16 protein-coding genes, 2 tRNA genes and 1 pseudogene are annotated in these 18,983 nt (G+C 69.4%); 10 read left to right on the top strand and 9 right to left on the bottom strand.

The annotated features are described in order from the left end of the window. Nucleotides 1-246 precede the first annotated feature (246 nt). The 5 genes from IF29_RS0140550 (at nucleotide 247) to IF29_RS0140570 (ending at nucleotide 3,919) form a co-directional block, all read left to right on the top strand. Nucleotides 247-678, top strand: a complete 432-nt coding sequence (locus tag IF29_RS0140550) for a DUF4259 domain-containing protein (RefSeq protein WP_030267331.1) — start codon at nucleotides 247-249, stop codon at nucleotides 676-678. Nucleotides 679-1,001: 323 nt separating this feature from the next. Continuing rightward, nucleotides 1,002-1,175, top strand: coding sequence for a hypothetical protein (locus IF29_RS48360; RefSeq protein WP_232242897.1), 174 nt, complete (start codon nucleotides 1,002-1,004; stop codon nucleotides 1,173-1,175). 148 nt (nucleotides 1,176-1,323) lie between these two features. After that, complete coding sequence (locus tag IF29_RS0140560; RefSeq protein WP_157624197.1) at nucleotides 1,324-2,088, top strand: hypothetical protein; 765 nt, start codon at nucleotides 1,324-1,326, stop codon at nucleotides 2,086-2,088. Nucleotides 2,089-2,272: 184 nt separating this feature from the next. After that, a tRNA-OTHER gene (locus IF29_RS46690) sits at nucleotides 2,273-2,346 on the top strand. A 478-nt stretch (nucleotides 2,347-2,824) separates the two neighbouring features. Beyond that, complete coding sequence (locus tag IF29_RS0140570) at nucleotides 2,825-3,919, top strand: barstar family protein (RefSeq protein ID WP_030267340.1); 1,095 nt, start codon at nucleotides 2,825-2,827, stop codon at nucleotides 3,917-3,919. Between the two features lie 1,984 nt (nucleotides 3,920-5,903). Here IF29_RS0140570 and IF29_RS0140580 read toward each other — a convergent pair. Together IF29_RS0140580 and IF29_RS42945 are read right to left on the bottom strand one after the other, a co-directional pair. Continuing rightward, nucleotides 5,904-6,554 (bottom strand): DUF6082 family protein, encoded by a 651-nt coding sequence (locus tag IF29_RS0140580; RefSeq protein WP_157624198.1) that lies wholly within the window; start codon nucleotides 6,552-6,554, stop codon nucleotides 5,904-5,906. 429 nt (nucleotides 6,555-6,983) lie between these two features. Beyond that, nucleotides 6,984-7,550 (bottom strand): annotated as a pseudogene (locus tag IF29_RS42945) (nucleoside monophosphate kinase); the annotation flags it as partial. Between the two features lie 1,003 nt (nucleotides 7,551-8,553). Here IF29_RS42945 and IF29_RS42950 point away from each other — a divergent pair. From IF29_RS42950 to IF29_RS0140600, 4 genes are all read left to right on the top strand, one after another. Then, nucleotides 8,554-9,291, top strand: coding sequence for a Clp protease N-terminal domain-containing protein (locus tag IF29_RS42950; RefSeq protein WP_084715554.1), 738 nt, complete (start codon nucleotides 8,554-8,556; stop codon nucleotides 9,289-9,291). Further along, complete coding sequence (locus tag IF29_RS0140590; RefSeq protein WP_037598635.1) at nucleotides 9,288-10,223, top strand: serine hydrolase domain-containing protein; 936 nt, start codon at nucleotides 9,288-9,290, stop codon at nucleotides 10,221-10,223. The genes IF29_RS42950 and IF29_RS0140590 overlap by 4 nt, the downstream gene beginning before the upstream one ends. Nucleotides 10,224-10,826: 603 nt before the next feature. Then, nucleotides 10,827-10,900: transfer RNA gene (locus tag IF29_RS0140595), tRNA-Leu, on the top strand. Between the two features lies 1 nt (nucleotide 10,901). Continuing rightward, on the top strand, nucleotides 10,902-11,456 hold the full coding sequence (locus tag IF29_RS0140600; protein WP_037598637.1) for a PH domain-containing protein: 555 nt from the start codon (nucleotides 10,902-10,904) through the stop codon (nucleotides 11,454-11,456). A gap of 105 nt (nucleotides 11,457-11,561) precedes the next feature. On the opposite strand, the gene IF29_RS45680 is transcribed toward IF29_RS0140600, so the two are convergent. From IF29_RS45680 to IF29_RS0140615, 3 genes are all read right to left on the bottom strand, one after another. Continuing rightward, nucleotides 11,562-11,798, bottom strand: coding sequence for a hypothetical protein (locus IF29_RS45680; RefSeq protein ID WP_157624199.1), 237 nt, complete (start codon nucleotides 11,796-11,798; stop codon nucleotides 11,562-11,564). Nucleotides 11,799-12,060: 262 nt separating this feature from the next. Beyond that, the gene (locus IF29_RS0140610) at nucleotides 12,061-14,274 is read right to left on the bottom strand and encodes a WD40 repeat domain-containing protein (RefSeq protein WP_051726685.1); all 2,214 of its coding nucleotides are present in this window, start codon (nucleotides 14,272-14,274) and stop codon (nucleotides 12,061-12,063) included. Continuing rightward, complete coding sequence (locus IF29_RS0140615) at nucleotides 14,274-14,864, bottom strand: hypothetical protein (protein WP_157624200.1); 591 nt, start codon at nucleotides 14,862-14,864, stop codon at nucleotides 14,274-14,276. The genes IF29_RS0140610 and IF29_RS0140615 overlap by 1 nt, the downstream gene beginning before the upstream one ends. Nucleotides 14,865-15,184: 320 nt before the next feature. Between IF29_RS0140615 and IF29_RS0140620 the strand changes: the two genes are divergently transcribed. Then, the gene (locus IF29_RS0140620) at nucleotides 15,185-15,892 is read left to right on the top strand and encodes a GntR family transcriptional regulator (RefSeq protein ID WP_030267363.1); all 708 of its coding nucleotides are present in this window, start codon (nucleotides 15,185-15,187) and stop codon (nucleotides 15,890-15,892) included. Between the two features lie 43 nt (nucleotides 15,893-15,935). Here the strand turns inward: IF29_RS0140620 and IF29_RS0140625 are convergent, their stop codons facing one another. From IF29_RS0140625 to IF29_RS0140640, 4 genes are all read right to left on the bottom strand, one after another. Continuing rightward, nucleotides 15,936-17,144, bottom strand: a complete 1,209-nt coding sequence (locus IF29_RS0140625; RefSeq protein ID WP_030267366.1) for an alpha/beta hydrolase family protein — start codon at nucleotides 17,142-17,144, stop codon at nucleotides 15,936-15,938. Between the two features lie 102 nt (nucleotides 17,145-17,246). Continuing rightward, nucleotides 17,247-17,585 carry a winged helix-turn-helix domain-containing protein gene (locus IF29_RS0140630; protein WP_030267368.1) on the bottom strand — a complete coding sequence of 113 codons (339 nt, stop codon included), beginning with the start codon at nucleotides 17,583-17,585 and terminating at the stop codon, nucleotides 17,247-17,249. Further along, entirely contained in the window at nucleotides 17,582-18,340 is a 759-nt protein-coding gene (locus tag IF29_RS0140635) for a hypothetical protein (RefSeq protein WP_157624201.1), read from the bottom strand. Before IF29_RS0140635 ends, IF29_RS0140630 begins: the two co-directional genes overlap by 4 nt. A gap of 83 nt (nucleotides 18,341-18,423) precedes the next feature. After that, nucleotides 18,424-18,660, bottom strand: a complete 237-nt coding sequence (locus tag IF29_RS0140640) for a hypothetical protein (protein WP_030267372.1) — start codon at nucleotides 18,658-18,660, stop codon at nucleotides 18,424-18,426. Between the last annotated feature and the right edge of the window lie 323 nt (nucleotides 18,661-18,983).

The following is an 18,983-nucleotide window of genomic DNA, read 5'->3' on the forward strand; positions in this document are numbered from 1 at the left end:
GAAACTCGGCGTATGGATCATGAACATGCGATCCCGCCGCACCAAACTCACCCCCGAACAACACACCGCCCTCGACAACCTCCACATGCGCTGGTGAGGGTGGGGCCGCGGCGATCCCAGGACATGGGACCCGCCCCAGCACCATGGCGGTGCCGCCGGTCCACTGCCCCTTCGGACTGTGAACATCGGCCGATGTCAGTGGTCACTGGCACGATGCCGGTCATTACGACAGAGCAGGAGAGCGTCATGGGTACCTGGGACGTCGGCCCCTTCGACAACGACACCGCAGCCGACTTCGCCGGCGACCTCGACGACGCAGCCGAGAACGAGCGGGAGGCCATGATCCGGCATGCTCTGACCAGCGCCGTCGACACCCCCGGCTACCTCGACAGCGACGTCGCGGTCCACGCCGTCGCCGCGGCCGCCCTGGTCGCAGCCCAATGCCCCGGCGGACAGCCCGTCACCACCGCCTACGGCCCGGACAAGCCCCTGCCCCACCTGGCCACCGACCTTCGTACACTCGCCGTCCAAGCCCTGGACCGCGTCCAGACCCCGCCCAGCGAACTCCTGGAACTCTGGGAAGAGAGCGTCGTACCCGGCCCCTGGCACGCCACGATCAACCGCCTGCGGGCCCCACTCCTTCCCCCGCCACCCGGACAGCAACTCCCACTCGGCTGACCAGCCGGCCGACTCACGGTGGCCTCAGCACCAGGCGCAGCCGCGGGTCAGGTCCGACGCGGCCCCCTCGGCGGTCACGATCGAGCGGGTCCGCACGCTGGCACAGCAGGCCCTGCTGAACAGCTAGAACATCAACCCAGCTGACACAAGACCGGCGTGTCGCATGCGGAAGAGCGGCTCAGCCAGTTCCGCAACGGTGAAGGTGGGGCGAAGCAAGCCCAGGACGTCATGGCATGGGTGATCGCGTTCAATGCGTGGTCGACCGCCCAGGGGCGTTTCTGGAGAGCATCGACCTGCGGCCCCTGGACACGGGAGGACTCGAGATGGCCCCGGTCCTCGAATGGACCGGCATCCTGCTGATGGGGCTGGCCCGCAACGGCGCCGGCTTCGACATCGCCCTCGGCGCCGAAGCCCGCTCAACACCCTCCCGGTTCGGGCGGGCCGTCTCGGCTCTCCCGTGCTGCCCCAGAGAGGCAGGTACGCGGCCGTACGGCTGATACGACCTCGCGGGAAACCCCGTCGACCGAGCGGGCGCGGCTGTCTACGCTGCACTGCGTGACCTCCGCCCTGTGCGTTCGCCGGCTCTTCCACGCTGTGCAGGAGTACCAGGGGGTGGACGCCTTCCCCGCTGTGGTGGACCCGTGGTTGGACGAGCACGCCGATGCGGTCCGGGAGGCCCTCTTGCCGCTGGCCGTGTTCGGCGGATGGACCCGGGCCACGTACGAGTTCGGAGATCCCCTGGAGCTGTTGTACGCACTCAGCCGTGTCAGCGACGCACTGATCTACAAGTTCCAGCCACAGCTGCCTCCGGGCTCCGAGACGCCCTGGGCGCACGACATCCACGAGCCGGAGCGCTGGCCGCATGTCACCCGTGCCCAGTACCTGGCTGCCTTCTCCCGGCTCGGCATGACCCCGATCGGCGAGGCCACGTTCGAACCGTTCTTCCACGAGGTCGTCCACGTCACGCAGCACCAGCGCCCTCAGGCACCGGTTGAGATCACCGGGACGCTCTGGCCGGGCCTGATGTTCGGGCAGATGCTGTTCAACCGCACCGGTGTGACGGTGCGTGCCGGCGCCCAGCACCTGGTCGCGGGCATTGCGGACCGCTCACCGCTGCACGAGGTGTTCATGCGCCGTTACCGCGAGACGCTCGACGGCTCACTGGGCTGGGGCCACAACTCGCAGTGGAAAACCGACTTCCGCCGCGACTACCTCACCGACACCGCCTTTCACTTCAACGTCGACCAGGAGCCCGACCCAGACCAATACCTCCTCGGCCAGCCGAAGACACCGACTCCAACCGAACAAACGGACCTGGTACGGCACCGCTGCTTGACCCGCCCCCTCCAGGACCCACACGCCTCGCACAGGACCAGCCAGATCGGGCGGCTCACCATCCCGCGGACCTGAACCAGACCGACAAGCCCACCGGCCCGGCTGAGGAACTACCACCGGACAGGGAGCCCCGCAGGCCGCGCAACTCCTATGCACCACCGGGGTGTTCCCCGCGCAAATCCCCGCGCCCAGCGAGCGAGCCGGCCACGCGGCATTCCGGTCGACCGGCCGCACACGGCAGGCAAGGATCACGACGCTTGCGGGAGCAGGCCAGCGGTGAAGCACCCGGCGCCGCCTATCCGGGCGCACGCAGGTTCGAGCCCTGTCCCCGCACGCACCCCCCGGACGTCACGGCCGTGGTGCAACTCAGCGGTAGAGCAACCGGCTCGAGACCCGGTGGACACAGGTTCGAGCCCTGCCGCCACAGCCGTGACCCAGACGACCCAACCAACCCAGAACCGACCACGGCACCCTGCGGCTGCCGACAGTACGGCCATGGGGCCACCTCACACCTGGCCCGGAGGCATGGGATCGGGAGTGTCGAATTAACGGCGGATCACCCGCCGTGCCAGGTAGCCGGATGGCTGGCCTGGGGAAGAGGATTCATCAGTGACTGACGTGACCAAGGGGACCGTGGACGCTGCTGCCGCTGGGGCGGTGGACGACCAGCTGATCGGGATGCTCGTGGACCGGGCTCGTGCCGGGGGCAGCTGACCGGTGAGGGCGGGCTGGTGGTCCATGACCGCGCTGCTCTACGGCATCGTGATCGGCTACAGGGGAAATGGCTTCGCCGTGGGGTCCGGATCCCGGCATGATGCCCACCGTGCATGAGGACGGGAAGCATCGCGGGCGGACGCGGTACACGCTGGTTGAGACGGAGCACGGTCATGCCTGGGGTGTCTGCGCCGGGGCGGAAGGGTTGTTCGGGGAACCGCGGCGCGGGGCCTACGAGCTGTTCGGCTGGGTTCCACAAACAGAGGTACGTAGTTGGGTCGGCAGCCGGGTGTGGTTGGTGCCGGAAGACAAGGCGCTTGATCCCTGGCTGTTGGAGGACGCGGAGAGCCTGGGGCAGCAGCCCGGAACAGACAGCCTCGTGCTCACTGGCCTGGACGACTATGAAGGACCACCCGAGGGATTCCGAGGCCCGGTACGAGTGCACGACAAGCACCGGTGGCTGGGCTCCTGCCGGGAAATCGCCCGTGCCCTGCCGGCCGACCAGCCGGCGCTCCCGCTCGTCCTGCGGGGACTCGCCCCGAGTGACCAGCTGAGGGCTGCACTGGCGAAGGGCACCCGGCGAGCGCTGGACCTGGAGCAGGCCACCTTGGAGATACAGGACGACCACGGTGAGCCGCTCACCGATCGACTGCTGTGGGCCAGGGTCGGCGCCTGGCGCCCGTCCTCCTACGGGACAGACCTGTTCGACCTGGAGTTCGACGGGGGCCTCTTCGCACCTGTTCCCGAGTACGCCCGGCCCGTCTGGGAGCGATGGTTCGCCGGGCCGCCAGACACGCCAGGTGCCTGGGCCGGCTTCGACACACGGTTGCGGGGTGCTTGGCACGACCTCGTCCGAGAGCGGGGCTGCCGGCGCACCCACAGTGACCGGCCAGCCGGTCACTCCTACGAGCTCGACGGCCAGCACATCACTGACGAACCGGGCCTCTACCTGGCGATCGGCGAGGCGGTGAATGGGCCGGGCGGCTACTTCGGCGGCTGTCTGGACGCCCTCGTCGACTGCCTACGCGGAACGTTCGGCTATACCGCTCCTGCCACCTTGCTCTGGCGGGACGCCGCGACCGCGCGCGAGCACCTGTCCCGGGTGCTGGCCCCGGAAGGCCAGTCCTACGACCTCTTCGCAGAAGTCCTCGACGTCCTGACAGAGGGCGGCATGAACGTCACCTTGGCCTGAGCCGCGGTACGCCTGCGGGTCATCGCGCCTTCCCGATGGCTCTGACCCTCGCGCGTCGTGTTGTGGTCGTCGATGGCGTACGGTCCGCAGGTGCTGCGACTTGGAGCCTGGTCGACCCACTTCACGATGCGGGACCCGGCCCTGGACCGGTAACGGCTGCAGGAAGTGGAGCGCGCCGTAAGGGGCGGGTGGAGCGCCACGGTGGCGTGGATCCGGATCCTGGCCACCCTGGTGGTGGCCACCGTCGTGACCACCTTGATCGGTGAGGGCTTCGACCTGGCGCTGCAGCTGTGGCGGCACTCGCGGATCGCAGCCCACCAGTGGCAGCGCCCCACCCCCCTGCTGCTCCAGATCGTCCGAGCCGGTCTGCCGCACCTCCAGACGACACTCCACCCACGGCGCCCGTTCCCACAGCACCCGCGCGAACGCGTGCTGCAGATCCGCCTCCGAATGAAATACCGGACGCGCCCCAGCCAGCGCAGCCATCACCTCGGCCAGCGGTACCCCACCAGCGATCAGGTCCGGTCGGCTACCAGAGGCACGGACACCGAACGGCGCCCCGGGCGAGCGCTCAGCGGGCACAGCAGCCCCCTTCAGAGTGATAGCGGTCCTGCACGATCCGGCCCCGGAGCCTGCCACTGCCTGCCCCACGCAAGGAAGCCCAGGACATGAACACTGTCGCGATCCAGGCCCGTACAAGGAAAGGCGCAGCCGTCCGCGAGCAGCCAGATCTTCCCCCCGCTGGGGTCCGGCAGTGATCAGCGCCCAGTACGAGCCGGGTTCCTCGGCGATCAGGATGACAGAGCCGTCGCGGTAGAGCGAAGCCATGAGGCCGACATGCTCCCCGGGGTCGAAGTCGTACTCCCACTGCCATTCCTCAGCCAGCGGGAACGGTGCCGCAAGATCACGCGGAGTCCGGCTGTCGAACGGCTCCGGGGACAGCCAGTTCACCGAGTCCCAGCGGTGCCAACTCCCGGGAAGCCGACCCAGCGGCAGCAGCGGACCATCAGCCGAGCCCAGCCTCAGAGAACGGCCGTCTGCGATCTCCGCGACGAAGGTCCGGTAGGGCTCGGGCAGCACCACCCCGTGCCGGGCCTCCCAGGCCACGAGCGCCAGCCAGCCCAGCGGCGGCCCACACCGCCGCCAGGCGACAGCGGCCCGTAACGCCTTCACCTCTTCGGCCACGACACGGAGGTCCTCTGACGCATCCACAGGCACCACACCCACCAGCCCCCACCGACAACCCGTCCACCCAGCCGGCGAGCCAGGCCCGAACACACCGAAACACCACCCCGCAACCATGAAGACCACCCCGCCGCGCCACCCTCATGACATCAGCGCCCACACCCTCCACACCCTCCAGACCCGGCTGAACAGCTAGAACACCCACCCAGCTGGCACACCGTCACTGACAGCACACCCACTGACACCCAACCGACATGACACACACAGGCCGAGCGGCTTCACCAGCCAGAGGGTGGACAACTGACCGCACATCGAAACTCCCATGGGCAGGGCGACTTGGGAACGACACCCTGCTCGACCAGAGAATCGTTGCTTCCATGACACGACAACCCTGCAACACTGTGACCTGCAGACTCGCCTGATCATCGGGAATTTTGAAACACCCCTGCTTAGGCTGCTAGCCTGCTCCACCGTGACGGATGTCAAGAGCACCGCCGCATTCCTCTGGCAATCACAGGCACTGGGTGAGCATGAAGATTGTAAGACGACTTGACTCTACGACGCCCAGCCTGGATCGGTGCATCACCGAAAGTAATTGTCCGGCAGTATTCGAGTTGTCGACCGGAGATTTCGGATTCATCGGAGTCGAAGCAGACGAAGCCCTCGCTCATTCCTTGCCCACAGGTTCAGGAGTCGGTCCCGGCGAACGTCTCGTAGTCGTTCCTCGCGAAGTCGTCATCAGCGCCGGACTGCAACTCCCGAGCACAATGACGCAGTCCACCTAGACGGAGTCACAAACTCAGGCCGCTTCGTCGTCCGTACGGCTCTGCCAGGCCAGGTCCGCGAGTTCATAGAACTTACGCATCTTGCCACCATACGGCGAGATGCGGGCACGTGTCGGCCGTGTGTGCTCCCAGAAGGCGTCGATGACGGGGCTGCTAAACAGGTGCCTGAGTGCCTCCAAAACCTCATCATCTGTATAGTAATTCATGCTGTAGACCATGCACTGAAATGAGATGATCAGGTTCGCATAGCAGAACTGTCGCTGACGATCGGGCGCTATATCGGGACCATAGCTGGGCCAGACGTCCGCCAATACCTGATCCTCGAGGGCAAGGCGCATCAGTGTCACGTGCTCGCCTCGCACTGAAGCCTGCGCCAATCGCTCGGTGTAGTCGTGTCCCGTTTTGGCATCAAGGCGCTGTAGCCTCATCTCCTCGCACTGCTCCGCCATTTCTTCGCGGCGCAAGCGCGACTCGTCGGCCTGCAGGCGAAAACTTCTAGCCATGTAGAAGAGGACGAAGAATGACGCGCAGGCGGCAGCTGCGCCAAAGGCCTGGCCTGCGTTCCCACTGCCACTGGTCTGGAGGCCGGGGACTCGGACCAGGACGGCCGTCAGTGCGATCGATCCAACGCAGGAAACGGTTCCGATGAGCACGATCGAGCCCACGTGCCGCACGTGCCTCGCTGTGATCATTTTCGGATCACCCCCCGTAGAATCTGCAAGTCAAGCACCACGACCGAAACGCCCATACACTTGCAATTCGAGGCCATGTCACGTGGAATAGGTAACCAGCCCTCGGACACGCCGCTCGCCCTCATTATGACCACCAGTTCTCCATTAAAACGTTCGGTTGAAGCAGGCGGGGGCGCACAGAAGCACGCATTCATGGCGCCATGCACTTCCCGGGACTACGAGACCTCATCCATCGCTCACGGCGCCCGAGTCCCGACAGCGCCGGTCGGACTAATCTATTCCACATCAACTGCATTGCAGAGGGTTTAAACGAGAGCGGGCCGGCCTCACGGCAAGCCAAAGCAAAACCCATCTGCATCCATCGGTTTCCGCATTGCTGACCAACCGTTCGCCCGGCCCCAGTCAGAGGCTGTGCTTCTGGAGCGCGGCGAGCGCGCGACTGGAGATCTCGTCGAACGTGCCGGCAGCATCGACTGTGACGAGCAGGCCCTGCTCGGCGTAGTGCCGGGTGAGGGGCTCCAACATCGCTTCGTAGGACAGGAACATGTTGCGGTACCGGGTCTCGGTCTCGTCCTCGCGCTGATAGAGCTCTCCTCCGCAGTGGCAGACGCCTTCGACGTCGAGGTGGTCCACCTCCGGTTCGAAGCGGTGAGTGCGGTCGTTACGGCAACGGCGACGCGCCGCCAGGCGGTCGATGCGACGCTCCACCTCCGAATCGGGAAGACGCAGGTGCACCACACCGTCGAGAGGAGCGTCGAGCTCGCGGAGCAGGTCATCAAGGGCAAACGCCAGCGAGACGGTGCGGGGGTGTCCAAGGAGGAGAAAGCCCGTGCCGGTCAGCCGCTGCAGGCCGTCACGGACGACTTCGGTGATGAGGTGCTCGTCAACCAGGCTGCCGGATTCCATGACCCACAGACCCGAACTCCCAAGTCGGTGCCCTGCGAGATGTTGGCGCGCATGAAAGCACCGAGCGAGGTCTCCGGCACCTCCAACGCCCGAGCCAGCGAACCAACCGTGTCATCTCGCCCTACCAGCGGCGCTTCGAAGACAACCGCACGCATCGGCCCGTCACTCCTCAGTCAGGCTCCGACCACAGGTCCACTTGGCTGTCGATCCGGATCGGCTCGGGTTTCCGTGGGTGGTGATCGTGTCACGACCAGACTGGAGCCCGCCAATGCCTCGTGGAGCCAGCAGTGCCGGATGAGATCACACACCTTGCAATCGCTCACACCGCTGACGTTGCCGTTCCTCAATCAGGGCAACCAACCTGCTGCACAGCAGTTCGGACATACCGGCGGAGCGGTCTGGAGCTCCGCCCGGGCGACCCTGCAGAACCAGCGCATCACGGCGTCCTTGTCCAAGAAGAGGCAGCGATCAACGGGTCACAGGTCCTGCGTCCACACTCCGACAGAGTGTTCCTCGGGATGCAGGTCCTGGCGGGCACCAGCGTTCTGCGCCCTACGACCGGTCCCACCTTGGATGGTTGGCCGGCCGCGCGGGTGCTTCCTGCCCAGTCATCAGAAGGAGATCTCCAGTATGGCGAGCCCCGAACAGGACTGCTGGGGCTGCGGCCGCCCCGCATCCGACTTCTTCCGCCGCGCCTCTGCCGTCCAGTTCCTGGCTGCGCCCCTCGGCCCCGCCCGCGAAGGAGGACCCCCTGGCCGGGGGTGACCGGCTTGTGCGTCGGCGGGATCGGGCGGCGGAGCGGACAGGAACCAGTTCGGCGGCCGGGCGCTGGTACAGCTACTCGGACAGCAGGCGGCCGGGCGCTGGTACAGCTGCTCGGACAGCAGGCGGCCGAACTTCACCGCCGTGCCGCTGGACCTGATCCTCCATCCGGAGTTGGTGGCTGTAGTCCTCTACCGCATCGCCGACTCAGGCAAAGGCTTCAGACTGGGTCAAGTTCTCTGCAACGGACTCACTCCGTCAATGAAAGTGTTGACGTCTGCAACATTGCGATTAGAGTGTTGACATGCCTCAGATGCCTACCCTGTCCGAACTGGCTGGCCTGGTGGTTCTCGCCGGCATCAACGAGCCCCGCGACCCTGTCCGGCAGATCGCCGCCGCAGAGCAGCTCGCCAGTGACCTCAATATGCTCGGAAACAGCCTGATCGGCTTGTTCGTGGAGATGGCGCGGGCCGAGGGCTGTTCCTGGGCGGACATCGGCGCGCCTCGCGGTCTCAGCAAGCAGGGTGCGCAACAGCGATACGCGCCATTCCTCGCGTGGCTGACCGTCGATGACCTGGTCAGCGCCGGTGTTGTGCAACGCTTCGACGAGGAGGCGCTCAGATGCTTGCGCCGCGCCGAGACACGGGCGGGTCAGTACGGCCGCGACGCGGTCGACAGCGGCGACCTCCTCGCTGCGGTCCTCGACGACCCAGCCGGGTTGGCCGGCGCCGTGCTGCGCGGGTTCGACGTCGACCCGTCCGACGTTCGAGCCGCGCTGGAGCGGGAGCCGGACAGCGAACAGCCGGTCGAGGCGACCGGCCGCACTCGACCGGGTATCGGACCGGACGCCCGCCGGGCGATCGACGGCGCGGTCGCCGAGGCGGACGGGCACGGCGTCGCCGCGGCCCACCTGTTCCTCGGCCTCCTGCGCGCGCCCGGCAGCCGCGCGGGCAAAGTGCTCACCGATCACGGCGTGACCCGGCGAGCCGCGCTAGCCATCATGCTCGGACTGGCGGGCCGCTCCACACCGGGCCCGGCATGAGCGCCTTCCAGCCCGTCGTCGACGCGCTCGACGCCTTGCCCACCACCGCGTTCCTCGTGCTCAACCGGGGCCGAGTCGTGTTCGACCACGGCGAGACGAGCACACCCCATTTCATGGCATCGGCGCGCAAGAGCATCCTGTCCGTCCTGTACGGAACGGCGGTCACCGACGGAACCATCAGGCTCGACGCGACCCTCGACGAGCTCGGAATCGACGACACCGGCGGGCTGCTGCCGCAAGAACGCCGCGCCACCGTGCGCGACCTGCTGACCTCGAGCTCCGGGGTCTACCACCCACCGTCGACCGTGGCCGGCCCCGAGGAGAGTGCGCCGCCCCGGGGCACACAGCCACCGGGCACGCTGTTCCTCTACAACAACTGGGACTTCAACGCCCTGGGCACGATCTTCGAACGCTGCACCGGACGGTCCGTCTTCACAGCACTCGCCGAGGACCTGGCCGCACCGGTCGGCTTCGAGGATTTCGACCCGGCCCGCCAGCGGCTGCTCGGCCGTCCCGAGGTCTCCGAACACCTCGCCCATCACATCTTCCTTTCCGCCCGCGATCTCGGACGGATCGGCACGATGATGCTGCAGGACGGCCGCTGGGACGATCGGCAGGTGGTACCCGCGGCCTGGACGTCCGAGAGCACGTCAGTGCAGGTCAACCGCGGCGCCGACGTCCAGCTCGACTACGGCTACCTCTGGTGGCTCCCGCGACTGGTGGGGCGCGGCTCCTTCATGGCGATCGGCAACTTCGGCCAATACCTCCTCTGCGTGCCACCCGGGCTGGCCATCGTGCACCTGCGCGCCGTCCCTGACGACATCGTCCTCGCCCGCACCCAGGGCACCCCGCTCCCGGCCCCGATCGACTCCGTAAGCCCGCAGCAGTTCATGAAGGTGGTACGTCTGATGTCGGCCGCACTACGGCCCTGACACAGACAGGCCGCCACCCCGGACGTCGACAGGCAGGCTGCTCCAAGATCGGTCCCTCGAGGCGATGCTGCAGTGGTTCGCGCGCTGGTCGCCGTGAGGTGGTGATCCTCGTCAACCGCGCAAAGCGTCACCGGCACGACAAGTAGCGGAGCCACGCGCCTGTCCCAAGGTCCCGGCTCGCAATGGAGGTTCGCCGGCGGGCCTGGCGGTTGGGTGCCCGCGGTGGAAGGCCGCGTGCGGGCCGGGACTGCACGACACCGCGTTCGACTCCTCGCTGCTGGCCTACTTCCCCCGGCGGCTGGGCCGCTCCGCCCGCCCGAACCGGTCTTCGCATCCGTGCGCGAGGTCTCCGGAGCCTGGCGAGAGCGACCGCCAGCGAGGATCGCAGGTCGTCGGCGCAGGTGACGCACGAGGAGGGCGGTCAAGCCCGGGGGCGAGTCAGGAAAACCTGTCGCCTGCGCCGCTCCCGGTTCGTAGCATCAGGCTGGCGCGAAGGCGCGGTTCGGTGACTCCCGCACTCTCCACGGCGTCCTAGCCAGGCGGCACAGGGAACCGGTCCAGGACCGGTCCCGTAGGCGTTCGCACCGCACCAACGCTACGCAAGGCGCTGTTCCCCAACGGGCAGAGGGGGCGGTCCGAGGGACCGTCAGTTGCAGGTTCGACTCCTGCTGGCGCCACATGGCCAACCAACGCCCAGACGGGCCGCCGCCGATGCCAGGCAAGCCCTTGAACCGCGACAACCATGACGTGCCCGGGCACGGCATCCGCATAGCCTTCAGTTCCCGGGCACGCCGCTCCACCCTGCGCGCAGCCGTGCTCTTCTCGGCGACCCTCACCGCACTGGTCATCTGGTTCGTCGGCTCGAACGCACCCCACGGCCTGCACACAGCCGGGCCCTGGCTCGCCGGCACCATCCTCGCCAGCCCCGCGCCGGCCTTCTGGTGCCACCGCGTCTGGCGTGTGTTCGGCTCCGCGACGCTCACGGACACCGGCATAACGTGGCACACCCTCACCAGCCGCCGGTTCGTACCCTGGACCGACATCGCCGACTTCGACGTCGAAGTGCACACCGGCGACCGCTTCGGCGGCTGGGGCGTCGCACGCGCCTACCTCCCCGGCGGCCGGACAGTGAACCTCCCCGGCGTCATGCATGGCCTTCGCCTGGACACCAGGGCCGAATTCAACGAGAAGGTGGCCACGCTCCGTTCCCACTGGGCAGCAGCCCAGGAGTAGGGCCACCGCGACCCGGCGCCCGAGCCACCCGCACAGCCCACCACCGGCCCCCGCGCACGCCCCACGAGTCCCACCACCCCAGAAGCCGCCGCCACCCCAACGCGCTCACCCCCAGGCGTGGCCGGTGTGGCCGGTGACGTCGAAACCGGCGTCCATGACCAGCAGGATGTCGGGATCGCCGGCCTGCCGGTGTCCGGCCTCGATCAGGCGCCCGCCCATCTCGCGCAGTTGGGCAGCGGTGATCGCGATGGCGTCGTCAACAGGTCCCAGCCGGACCGCGTGCTGTGCCAGTGTCAGGCGTCGGAGACCAGGCGCACCGTACTCCCCAGGAGACACAGCCAAGCGGCGGGCCGGGACAGCGGGCCCGCAACACCACCACCCGGACAGCTGAGCACTGCAGAGAGCATCCGCAGCGACCTCTCGCCCCCCGTGCTGATCGAAGCGGCTGGACCCCGTGCCGCGGCGCCCAGCCGCTTCAGCACAGCAGGCCACCACCCACGGGGCAGCGGCAGGCACAGGCCCCGCGGCCAGCGCCCGCGTTCGCAGAGCATGCGAGGGAACCCGCTGCCGACGCCGCGGCCGCCCCATGGTGCGCGCAGCGCGCTCACCGGGGTGTCAGGACCGCGACCTCCCATCCGAAGCCGACGACCAGCCGGCCGTCCTGGCACAGCGTCAGCGCGCGCACTGGCCCGGGGAACGCCAGCGGGCTTCCCAGGGGCCGGCCGTCGGTCAGGTCCCACATTCGCACGGTGCGGTCCCTGCTGCCGCTGACGGCCACCGGGCGGCCGTTCACCACACCGGTCGCCACCGCCTGGACCCAGTCGGTGTGCAAGGTGTGCAGTTTGCCAACGGGTTCGCGGCTGGCCAGATCCCAGACCTGCACCGTTGCGTCCCAGCCCCCGACCACGGCGACCGCCCGGCCCTGCACCTGTGCGGTGGCCACCGTCCTGGCCATCGCGTTCACCAGGCCGATGCGGCCGGTGAGCGGACTGCCGACCGGGGTGCCGCAGGCCAGGTCCGACAGGCGCACCGTCGTGTCCAGGCTTCCGGTGACAGCGACCGTGCGGCCCTCCAGTTCTGCGGTGGCCACCGATCCCACCGAGCCGTAGTGGCCGGTCAGGGGTGCGCTGATCGGGCGGCGGGTGGCCAGGTCCCACACCAGCACGGTCGCATCCCGGCAGCCGGCCAGGGCCACCGCGGTTCCCCCGAGCGTTGCTACCGCCAGTGACTGCACCTGGCCGGTGTGGCCCACCAGGGGCTCCCCCAGGGGCCGGCCGGTGGCCAGGTCCCAGACCCGGACCACGGCCTCCCAGCTGCCGGTCAGGACCGCGGGCCGGCCGTCCACCACAGCGGTGGCGAGCGCGTCCACCGGCTGGGGAGGACTGATCACCGGCTCGGCGCAGGGCCGGCCGGCGGCCAGGCCCCACACCCGGACCGTGCCGTCCCGGCTGCTGGTGACCGCGACCGGGCGGCCGTCCACCTGCCCGGCCGCCACCGCGCGCACCTCGCCGGTGTGACCGCGGGGCACGCCGGTGACCGGGCGGGCCGGGGACAGGTCCCACACGCGCGCCTCCCCGTCCTCGTTGCCGCCGCTCACCGCGACCGTGCGACCGTCCACGACAGCGGTCGCCACCGCCCAGACCCCGTCGACGTGGCCGGCCAGAGGCTCCCCCACCGGTTGTCCGGCGGCCAGGTCCCACACCCGCACAGTGCCGTCCATGCAGCCGCCCACGACAACGGGGCGGCCCTGCACCGACCCTGTCGCCAGCGCGTAGACCGCTTCGGTCGAGCCGGCCAGAGGCTCCCCGACGGGTTGTCCGGTGGCCAGGTCCCACACCCGCACGCTCCCGTCCTGGCTGCCGGTCACCGCGACCGGGCGGCCGTCCAGCTGCGCGGTCGCCAGGGCCGGCACGCCTGCGGCGCAGTCGGCGAGAAAGCTGCCCAGGGGCTGTCTGGTGGCCAGGTCCCAGACCCGGACCGTCCCGTCCCAGCTCCAGACCACCACGACGGGCCGGCCCTCCATGACGGCCGTCGCCAGTCTCTGCACCGGGCCGTTGTCCCCGGTGAGGGCTTCGCCGACGAGCCGGCAGGTCGTCAGGTCCCAGATCCGCACCGTCCCGTCCCGGCTGCCGCTGATGGCGTGCAGGCGTGCGTCCAGCACCGCGGTCGCCACCGTGGCGACGACTTCGGTGTGGCCGGTCAGCGGATCGCCGAGACGGTGGCCGGTCGCCAGGTCCCAGACCTGCACGCTCCCGTCCCGGCTGCCGCCGACGGCCACGGTCCGGCCTCGAAGCACTCCCGTGGCCACCGCACGGACCTCGCTGTCCCCGACGGGCAGTTCGCCGACAGGTTGTCCGGTGGCCAGGTCCCACACCCGGACCGTGCGGTCGTCGCTGCTGCAGGTGACGGCCACCGGGCGGCCTTCGACCAGTCCCGTCGCCACCGAGCAGACCCGTTCGCTGTGGCCGACCAGAGCGTGCCGGAACCGGTGGTCGACCGTGCTGCCGGTCGCCCACGCGACGCTCCACGCTGTGTCCGCCATGTCCGCACCGTCCCCGACCGGTGCGGCGGCGATCCGCGCCGACAGGCCCAGGTCCCCGAAGCGGGCGGCGTCCAGCGCCAAGAGCTGCCGGCGGGACTGCGGACCGGCCTGCCCGTGCAGATGCGCCGAGGCCCGGTACACCGCGTGCGCCAGCCGGACCGCGGGCCCCGGGATCCTCGCCAGTTCGTCCCGGACCTGCTCGGGGCCGGCGGTCACCAGGAACACCGCATCGGGCAGCGGAGCCTGGCCGTCGCCCGGAAAGCCCTCACCCCTCATCAGCGCGTCCCCCCTTCCCGGCACACAGCCCCAGCGCAGCCCCCGCGCAGCCCCCGCGCAGCCCCCGCAGAGCGCCTGCGGTACCGCAGGCGGTGCGCCGGCCGCCACAAGGCCCAGGCCACGCCGAAGCCGAGCGGGACCTGCAGCGCCCTTTGGACCACTGGCGCACCGGGGTCGCCGCCCCGCCCGACCCCTGCCAGCCCCCTCGGGTCCACCGTCACCACGTAGCTGCCCCCCACCCTCCAGGGCCACTGCGTGAACACGCCGCCCCGGACCGGGGCCAGCGGCGGACCGTCGAGAACCGAGACGGTGTAGAAGTTGACCTGGCCGCCGCTCATGCCGTCCTGGGATGCCTGGACGGACAGGACCCTGACGTGTTCGGTGCGCCCGAAGCGGTGCAACGCCTGCTGGTCCAGCTCGGACCGCTGCACCGTCAGAATCCCCAGCAGGAGCAGCGCGCCCACCAACCACCTCAGGCCCAGGAACCGGCGGACCCCGACCAGGCAGCAGGCCAGGAGGAGCGCAGCCGTAGCCGCCAGGTCGATCCACTGGGCGCGCCGGGAGAACGAGGCCTGTGCGATCACGCGCACGAGCACCCATAACCCGCACGCCCCCGCGAGGCTCACCGCCGCCGGGACCACACTCCGCGCCGCCCTTCCCGCGGCCGGCCGCCGCCCAACCGCGCTCCACGCACCATCCGCACGACCCACACCCATGATCGTCTCCGCCCCTGTGCCCCGGCAGTCACCCCTCGCCCCCACCGTATGGATTGTTCAACGATCCATCAAGGGGTTCGCCTCACAAGCCCAGAGACCACCCCTCCACCCGTTCCCAGCTGAGCCGAAGGAGGGTAACTTTTGTTCAACCAGACTCCGACGCTGCGGATCCGCCAACACCACCGGACGGGACAATGACCACGCACACAGCCCCGGGCTGGGTTACGGCGCTGGAACAGGCCAAGGGCCCCCTCGGCCGCGGCAGCACCGCCGAACGGATCGCCGACGTCCTACGGACACAGGTGACAGACGGTCACATCGCGCCCGGAACACGACTGTCCGAGGAAACCGTGGGCGCGGCCCTGGGCGTATCCCGCAACACCCTGCGCGAGGCATTCCGGCTCCTGGCCCACGAACGGCTCCTGGTCCACGAATTGAACCGCGGCGTATTCGTCCGCACCCCGCACCCCGACGACGTCACCGAACTCTACCGACTGCGCCGCCTCATCGAAGGCGCCGCCGTCCGCGAAGTAGCCGGCGCCCCCGACCGGGCCATCGACGAAATCCGCAGATCCGTGGAAGAAGGAGAACAAGCAGCAGCCGAGCAGCGCTGGCCCGACGTCGCCACAGCCGACCTGCACTTCCACCGCGCAATCGTCCGACTGGCCGGATCCCCGCGACTGGAAGCCTTCATGGACCGCATCCACGCCGAACTACGCCTCGCCTTCCACGCCACCGGCGACCCGCAACGCTTCCACGCCCCCTACCTGAACCGCAACCGCGAACTCCTCACCGCCCTGCAGACACGCGACACCCGCCAAGCCGAAATCCACCTCACCGCCTACCTCGACGACTCCGAGCGACAACTCCTGCGCACACTCCACGACACCGCCCACCCCTGACCTTGGCGCGCACCGCCGGTTGGCCGTCGCGCGGACCCAGACTTCACGGGATGAACTTCACCTCTGGGAAGGCCACGCTCGGGCCGTCGAGCAGATGCTCCCGGCGGTGCCGCGGGTGCAGGTCGAAGAAGGCGAGCGGGTACGCCTGCTGGATCCGCACCGCCCGGGCCGGATCGAGGGTGCCGATCATGTCCTGGACCTGCTGGTCGGTCATGCCGAGGAGCTTCGCCGCCTGCGGGATCAGCACCTCGTTGTCCCCGTAGGAGAAGTGGAGGGCCCCGTCGGCCTGGATGTTGAGCCGCCACCCGCGCAGATGCGTCCAGAACTCGGCGACGTCCGGCATGGCCGCCCGGGTGAAGACGGCGGTCATCATCATGAACGGCCGGTCCAGGTCGGCGGTGATGGTCGGCTGCATCGGGCCGTCCAGGCTCAACCCGGCGCTGACGCGCTGGTCGGCGAGCATGGTGAGGGCCGTGGCGGTGCCGCCCTTGGACCAGCCGAGCAGGCCGATGCGCTGCGGGTCCAGGGCGCCGAGCAGGCCGGCGGGCAGCTGCTTGCCGTCGGTATCGGGGTTGCGCCCGGCGGCGAGTTCCTCCACGCAGTCGAGCAGGAAGCGGATGTCGGCGGCGTAGTCCTTCGGGTACAGGGAGACGTTGTAGCTGTCCGGGGTGAGCACCCGGCCGTCGGGGAACTCGGTGATCGCGTCGTAGGTGTGGTCGACGGTGACCACGACGTAGCCGTGGCTGGCGAGTTCCTGGACCATGACGGTGTGGTCGGCGCGGTGGCTGCCCGCGCCGTGCGAGTACACCACGACGGGCAGCCGGTGGCCCGTGCGGTGCACGGGGGCGCCCGCGTGCCCGGCGGTGAGCGGAACGAGGGTGGGGTCGATGGGGAAGCCGGTGTAGGTCAGGAACGCCTGCATCGCGCCGTCGGGCATCCAGGGCGCGCGCGGGTAGTCGCCGGTGTCCCGGGCGGGGTACCAGACGCTGGCCATCAACTCGCGGTAATGCCCCGGGCCGGCCACAGGATCCGGGCGTGAAGCGTCCATGAGGTGCAGCGGCACCGTGCCCACCGGGTGCGGCCCGGTGGGCACGGGCAGGGTGAGCCGCGCCGGGCCAGGGGCGGTGGCAGCCGCCCAAGCGGGGCGTGCGGCGCCGAGCGGCGCGGCGGCCCCGACGCCGACGACGAGCGCGGTTGCGAGCATGCGACGGCGCGGCATGTCCGTCTCGGAGGTATCCGGCGTGATGGTCACACGTCTCCCTCGGGTTCCTTGAACGGTGTTCGGCATGCTGTCGGTGTTCGCCGGGCTGCGGTGCGAGCGGATCGTTGCGGACGCGGTGCCCCGGTGCCCGGGCTAGGACTTCGGGGCCGAGCTGCCTTGTTCGATCTGGCGAATGAGTCGCTTGAGCTGGGTGACTTCGTCCTGGAGGGCGCGGTTGCCGGCGGGGGTCAGGGAGAGCCAGGTACGGGCGCGCTTCCCCTCGTAGCCCTTCTCGACGTGGATCAGCCCGGCCTTCTCCAACACGGCCAGGTGCTGGCTGAGGTTGCCGGAGGTCAGGCCGAGCGCCGTGCGCAGGAAGCCGAACTCGACCCGCCGTGCCTGGTGGGCGACGGTCAGGATGCCGAGGCGAACGCGCTGATGGACCACGTCGTCAAGGCCGTTGACGGGGTGCTGATCGGGCTCAGCGGTCATGACACGTCGCGCTGACGACGCCGTTGGCTCACGGCGAAGCCGACAGCGCCGAACAGGAGGAACGCGGCGGGAACGACCAGGCGCGGCAGACCCGACCAGGGCGAGGTGGCACCGATCCCGGCCCAGCCGGTGGACAGCGGCGCCAGCTCGATGGCCAGGTAGGCCAGGGCGAAGAACAGCAGGGCGCGACTGCGTTCCACCCAGGCCAGCACCAGCAACGGCAACCCGACCGATGCGGCCGCTCCGGTGAGCTGCATGAGGAACTGCGTCAGCCCCGAGGCGGGATCCAGTTGCAGGCCCCAGAGGTCGAGCGGGGCGCCGGGCTGCGGCATCCCGTGCCGAGTGCCCCAGAACGAGGTCGCGGCCACCAGGGCGACCAGGACGATTCCAGCGAGGACGTAGGGCCGGACCGGGGTGCCGACGCCGCGGTTGCGGGAACGGCGGATGTAGAACCATGCGGTCGCGGCGTAGACCACGGCGATGCCGAGCGTCCAGTAGACCGCCGACCCCTGCCTGGTGACGGTGCAGCCCGGCTGAACAGCGCCTGCCGTGCCGGGGACGGCCGGGCAGGTGGAGACGGTGTGGACACTGAAGGTGAAACGGTCGACGAGGATCCCGCCGAGGGTGAGCACACCGAACAGCAGCAGGGGGAGCCAGGTGCCGCGCTGGGCTGAGCGGACCCTGCCGGTCAGGTCGCGGAGGCCGGCAAGGACTTCATGGGGGGTGCCCGGCGAAGGCACCGATACATCTGACATACACGCAGCTTTGCATCACAAACCAGTTGTGACAAGAGACCTATGCGAAACCGCTGCTGACGCGACGGTCCTCGACCCTCGCGTCACGACCGACCGCCACCCAACACACCCTCCGCGACCGGCAGTAGAGCGTGCGTCAGGGCACCACCGACCCGTGGGTGGCCACCGATCTCGCCGCGCTCCATGACCGGGACACCGGTGAGCCGCATGACCTGCTCACGAGCCCCCTCGACCGGCTCAGCGGTCTCCCGCTCGCGCTCCCCCCAGACGTACCAGCACCACCCCAGGATCAGCTCCCCGCCGGTCACACGACGCGCCATCAGGTTGCGCTGCTGGCCAGCCAACGGGTCATCACGTCGCCCCTCGCCCAGCAGACCCGGGACTGGGCCGAGGCGGGGCGGTGCTCGCAGTCGCGTACCAGCCACCGGCGCAGCATCAAGAGCCCGTTCCGCTGCTCCACTCCCCCAGCGGCGCTGCGCTCGGGTGTCAGAACAGGGCATCCTGCTCCTGTGCTTCGCTCGGGGTGTGCAGAGGCTCGAGCTCAGCGGTGAGCAGTGTGCCGGCCGCGGCCCGGTCCAGGGCCCATCCGGTCAGGAGCCGAGTGTCCAGCAGGACCAGGCCCTGGGCGGTCTCCAGGTAGAGG

Origin of the sequence: Streptacidiphilus jeojiense, from assembly GCF_000719095.1 — a bacterium.
In the GTDB taxonomy this organism is placed as follows: Bacteria; Actinomycetota; Actinomycetes; order Streptomycetales; family Streptomycetaceae; genus Streptacidiphilus; species Streptacidiphilus jeojiensis.

Coding starts and splice junctions, on each gene's coding strand:
- IF29_RS0140640 (WP_030267372.1), bottom strand. CDS start 18,660: ATGGCGCGTCGTGTGACCGGCGGGGAGCTGATCCTGGGGTGGTGCTGG.
- IF29_RS42950 (WP_084715554.1), top strand. CDS start 8,554: ATGCCTCAGATGCCTACCCTGTCCGAACTGGCTGGCCTGGTGGTTCTC.
- IF29_RS0140635 (WP_157624201.1), bottom strand. CDS start 18,340: ATGTCAGATGTATCGGTGCCTTCGCCGGGCACCCCCCATGAAGTCCTT.
- IF29_RS0140630 (WP_030267368.1), bottom strand. CDS start 17,585: ATGACCGCTGAGCCCGATCAGCACCCCGTCAACGGCCTTGACGACGTG.
- IF29_RS0140550 (WP_030267331.1), top strand. CDS start 247: ATGGGTACCTGGGACGTCGGCCCCTTCGACAACGACACCGCAGCCGAC.
- IF29_RS0140610 (WP_051726685.1), bottom strand. CDS start 14,274: ATGAGGGGTGAGGGCTTTCCGGGCGACGGCCAGGCTCCGCTGCCCGAT.
- IF29_RS0140590 (WP_037598635.1), top strand. CDS start 9,288: ATGAGCGCCTTCCAGCCCGTCGTCGACGCGCTCGACGCCTTGCCCACC.
- IF29_RS0140570 (WP_030267340.1), top strand. CDS start 2,825: ATGATGCCCACCGTGCATGAGGACGGGAAGCATCGCGGGCGGACGCGG.
- IF29_RS48360 (WP_232242897.1), top strand. CDS start 1,002: ATGGCCCCGGTCCTCGAATGGACCGGCATCCTGCTGATGGGGCTGGCC.
- IF29_RS0140600 (WP_037598637.1), top strand. CDS start 10,902: ATGGCCAACCAACGCCCAGACGGGCCGCCGCCGATGCCAGGCAAGCCC.
- IF29_RS0140620 (WP_030267363.1), top strand. CDS start 15,185: ATGACCACGCACACAGCCCCGGGCTGGGTTACGGCGCTGGAACAGGCC.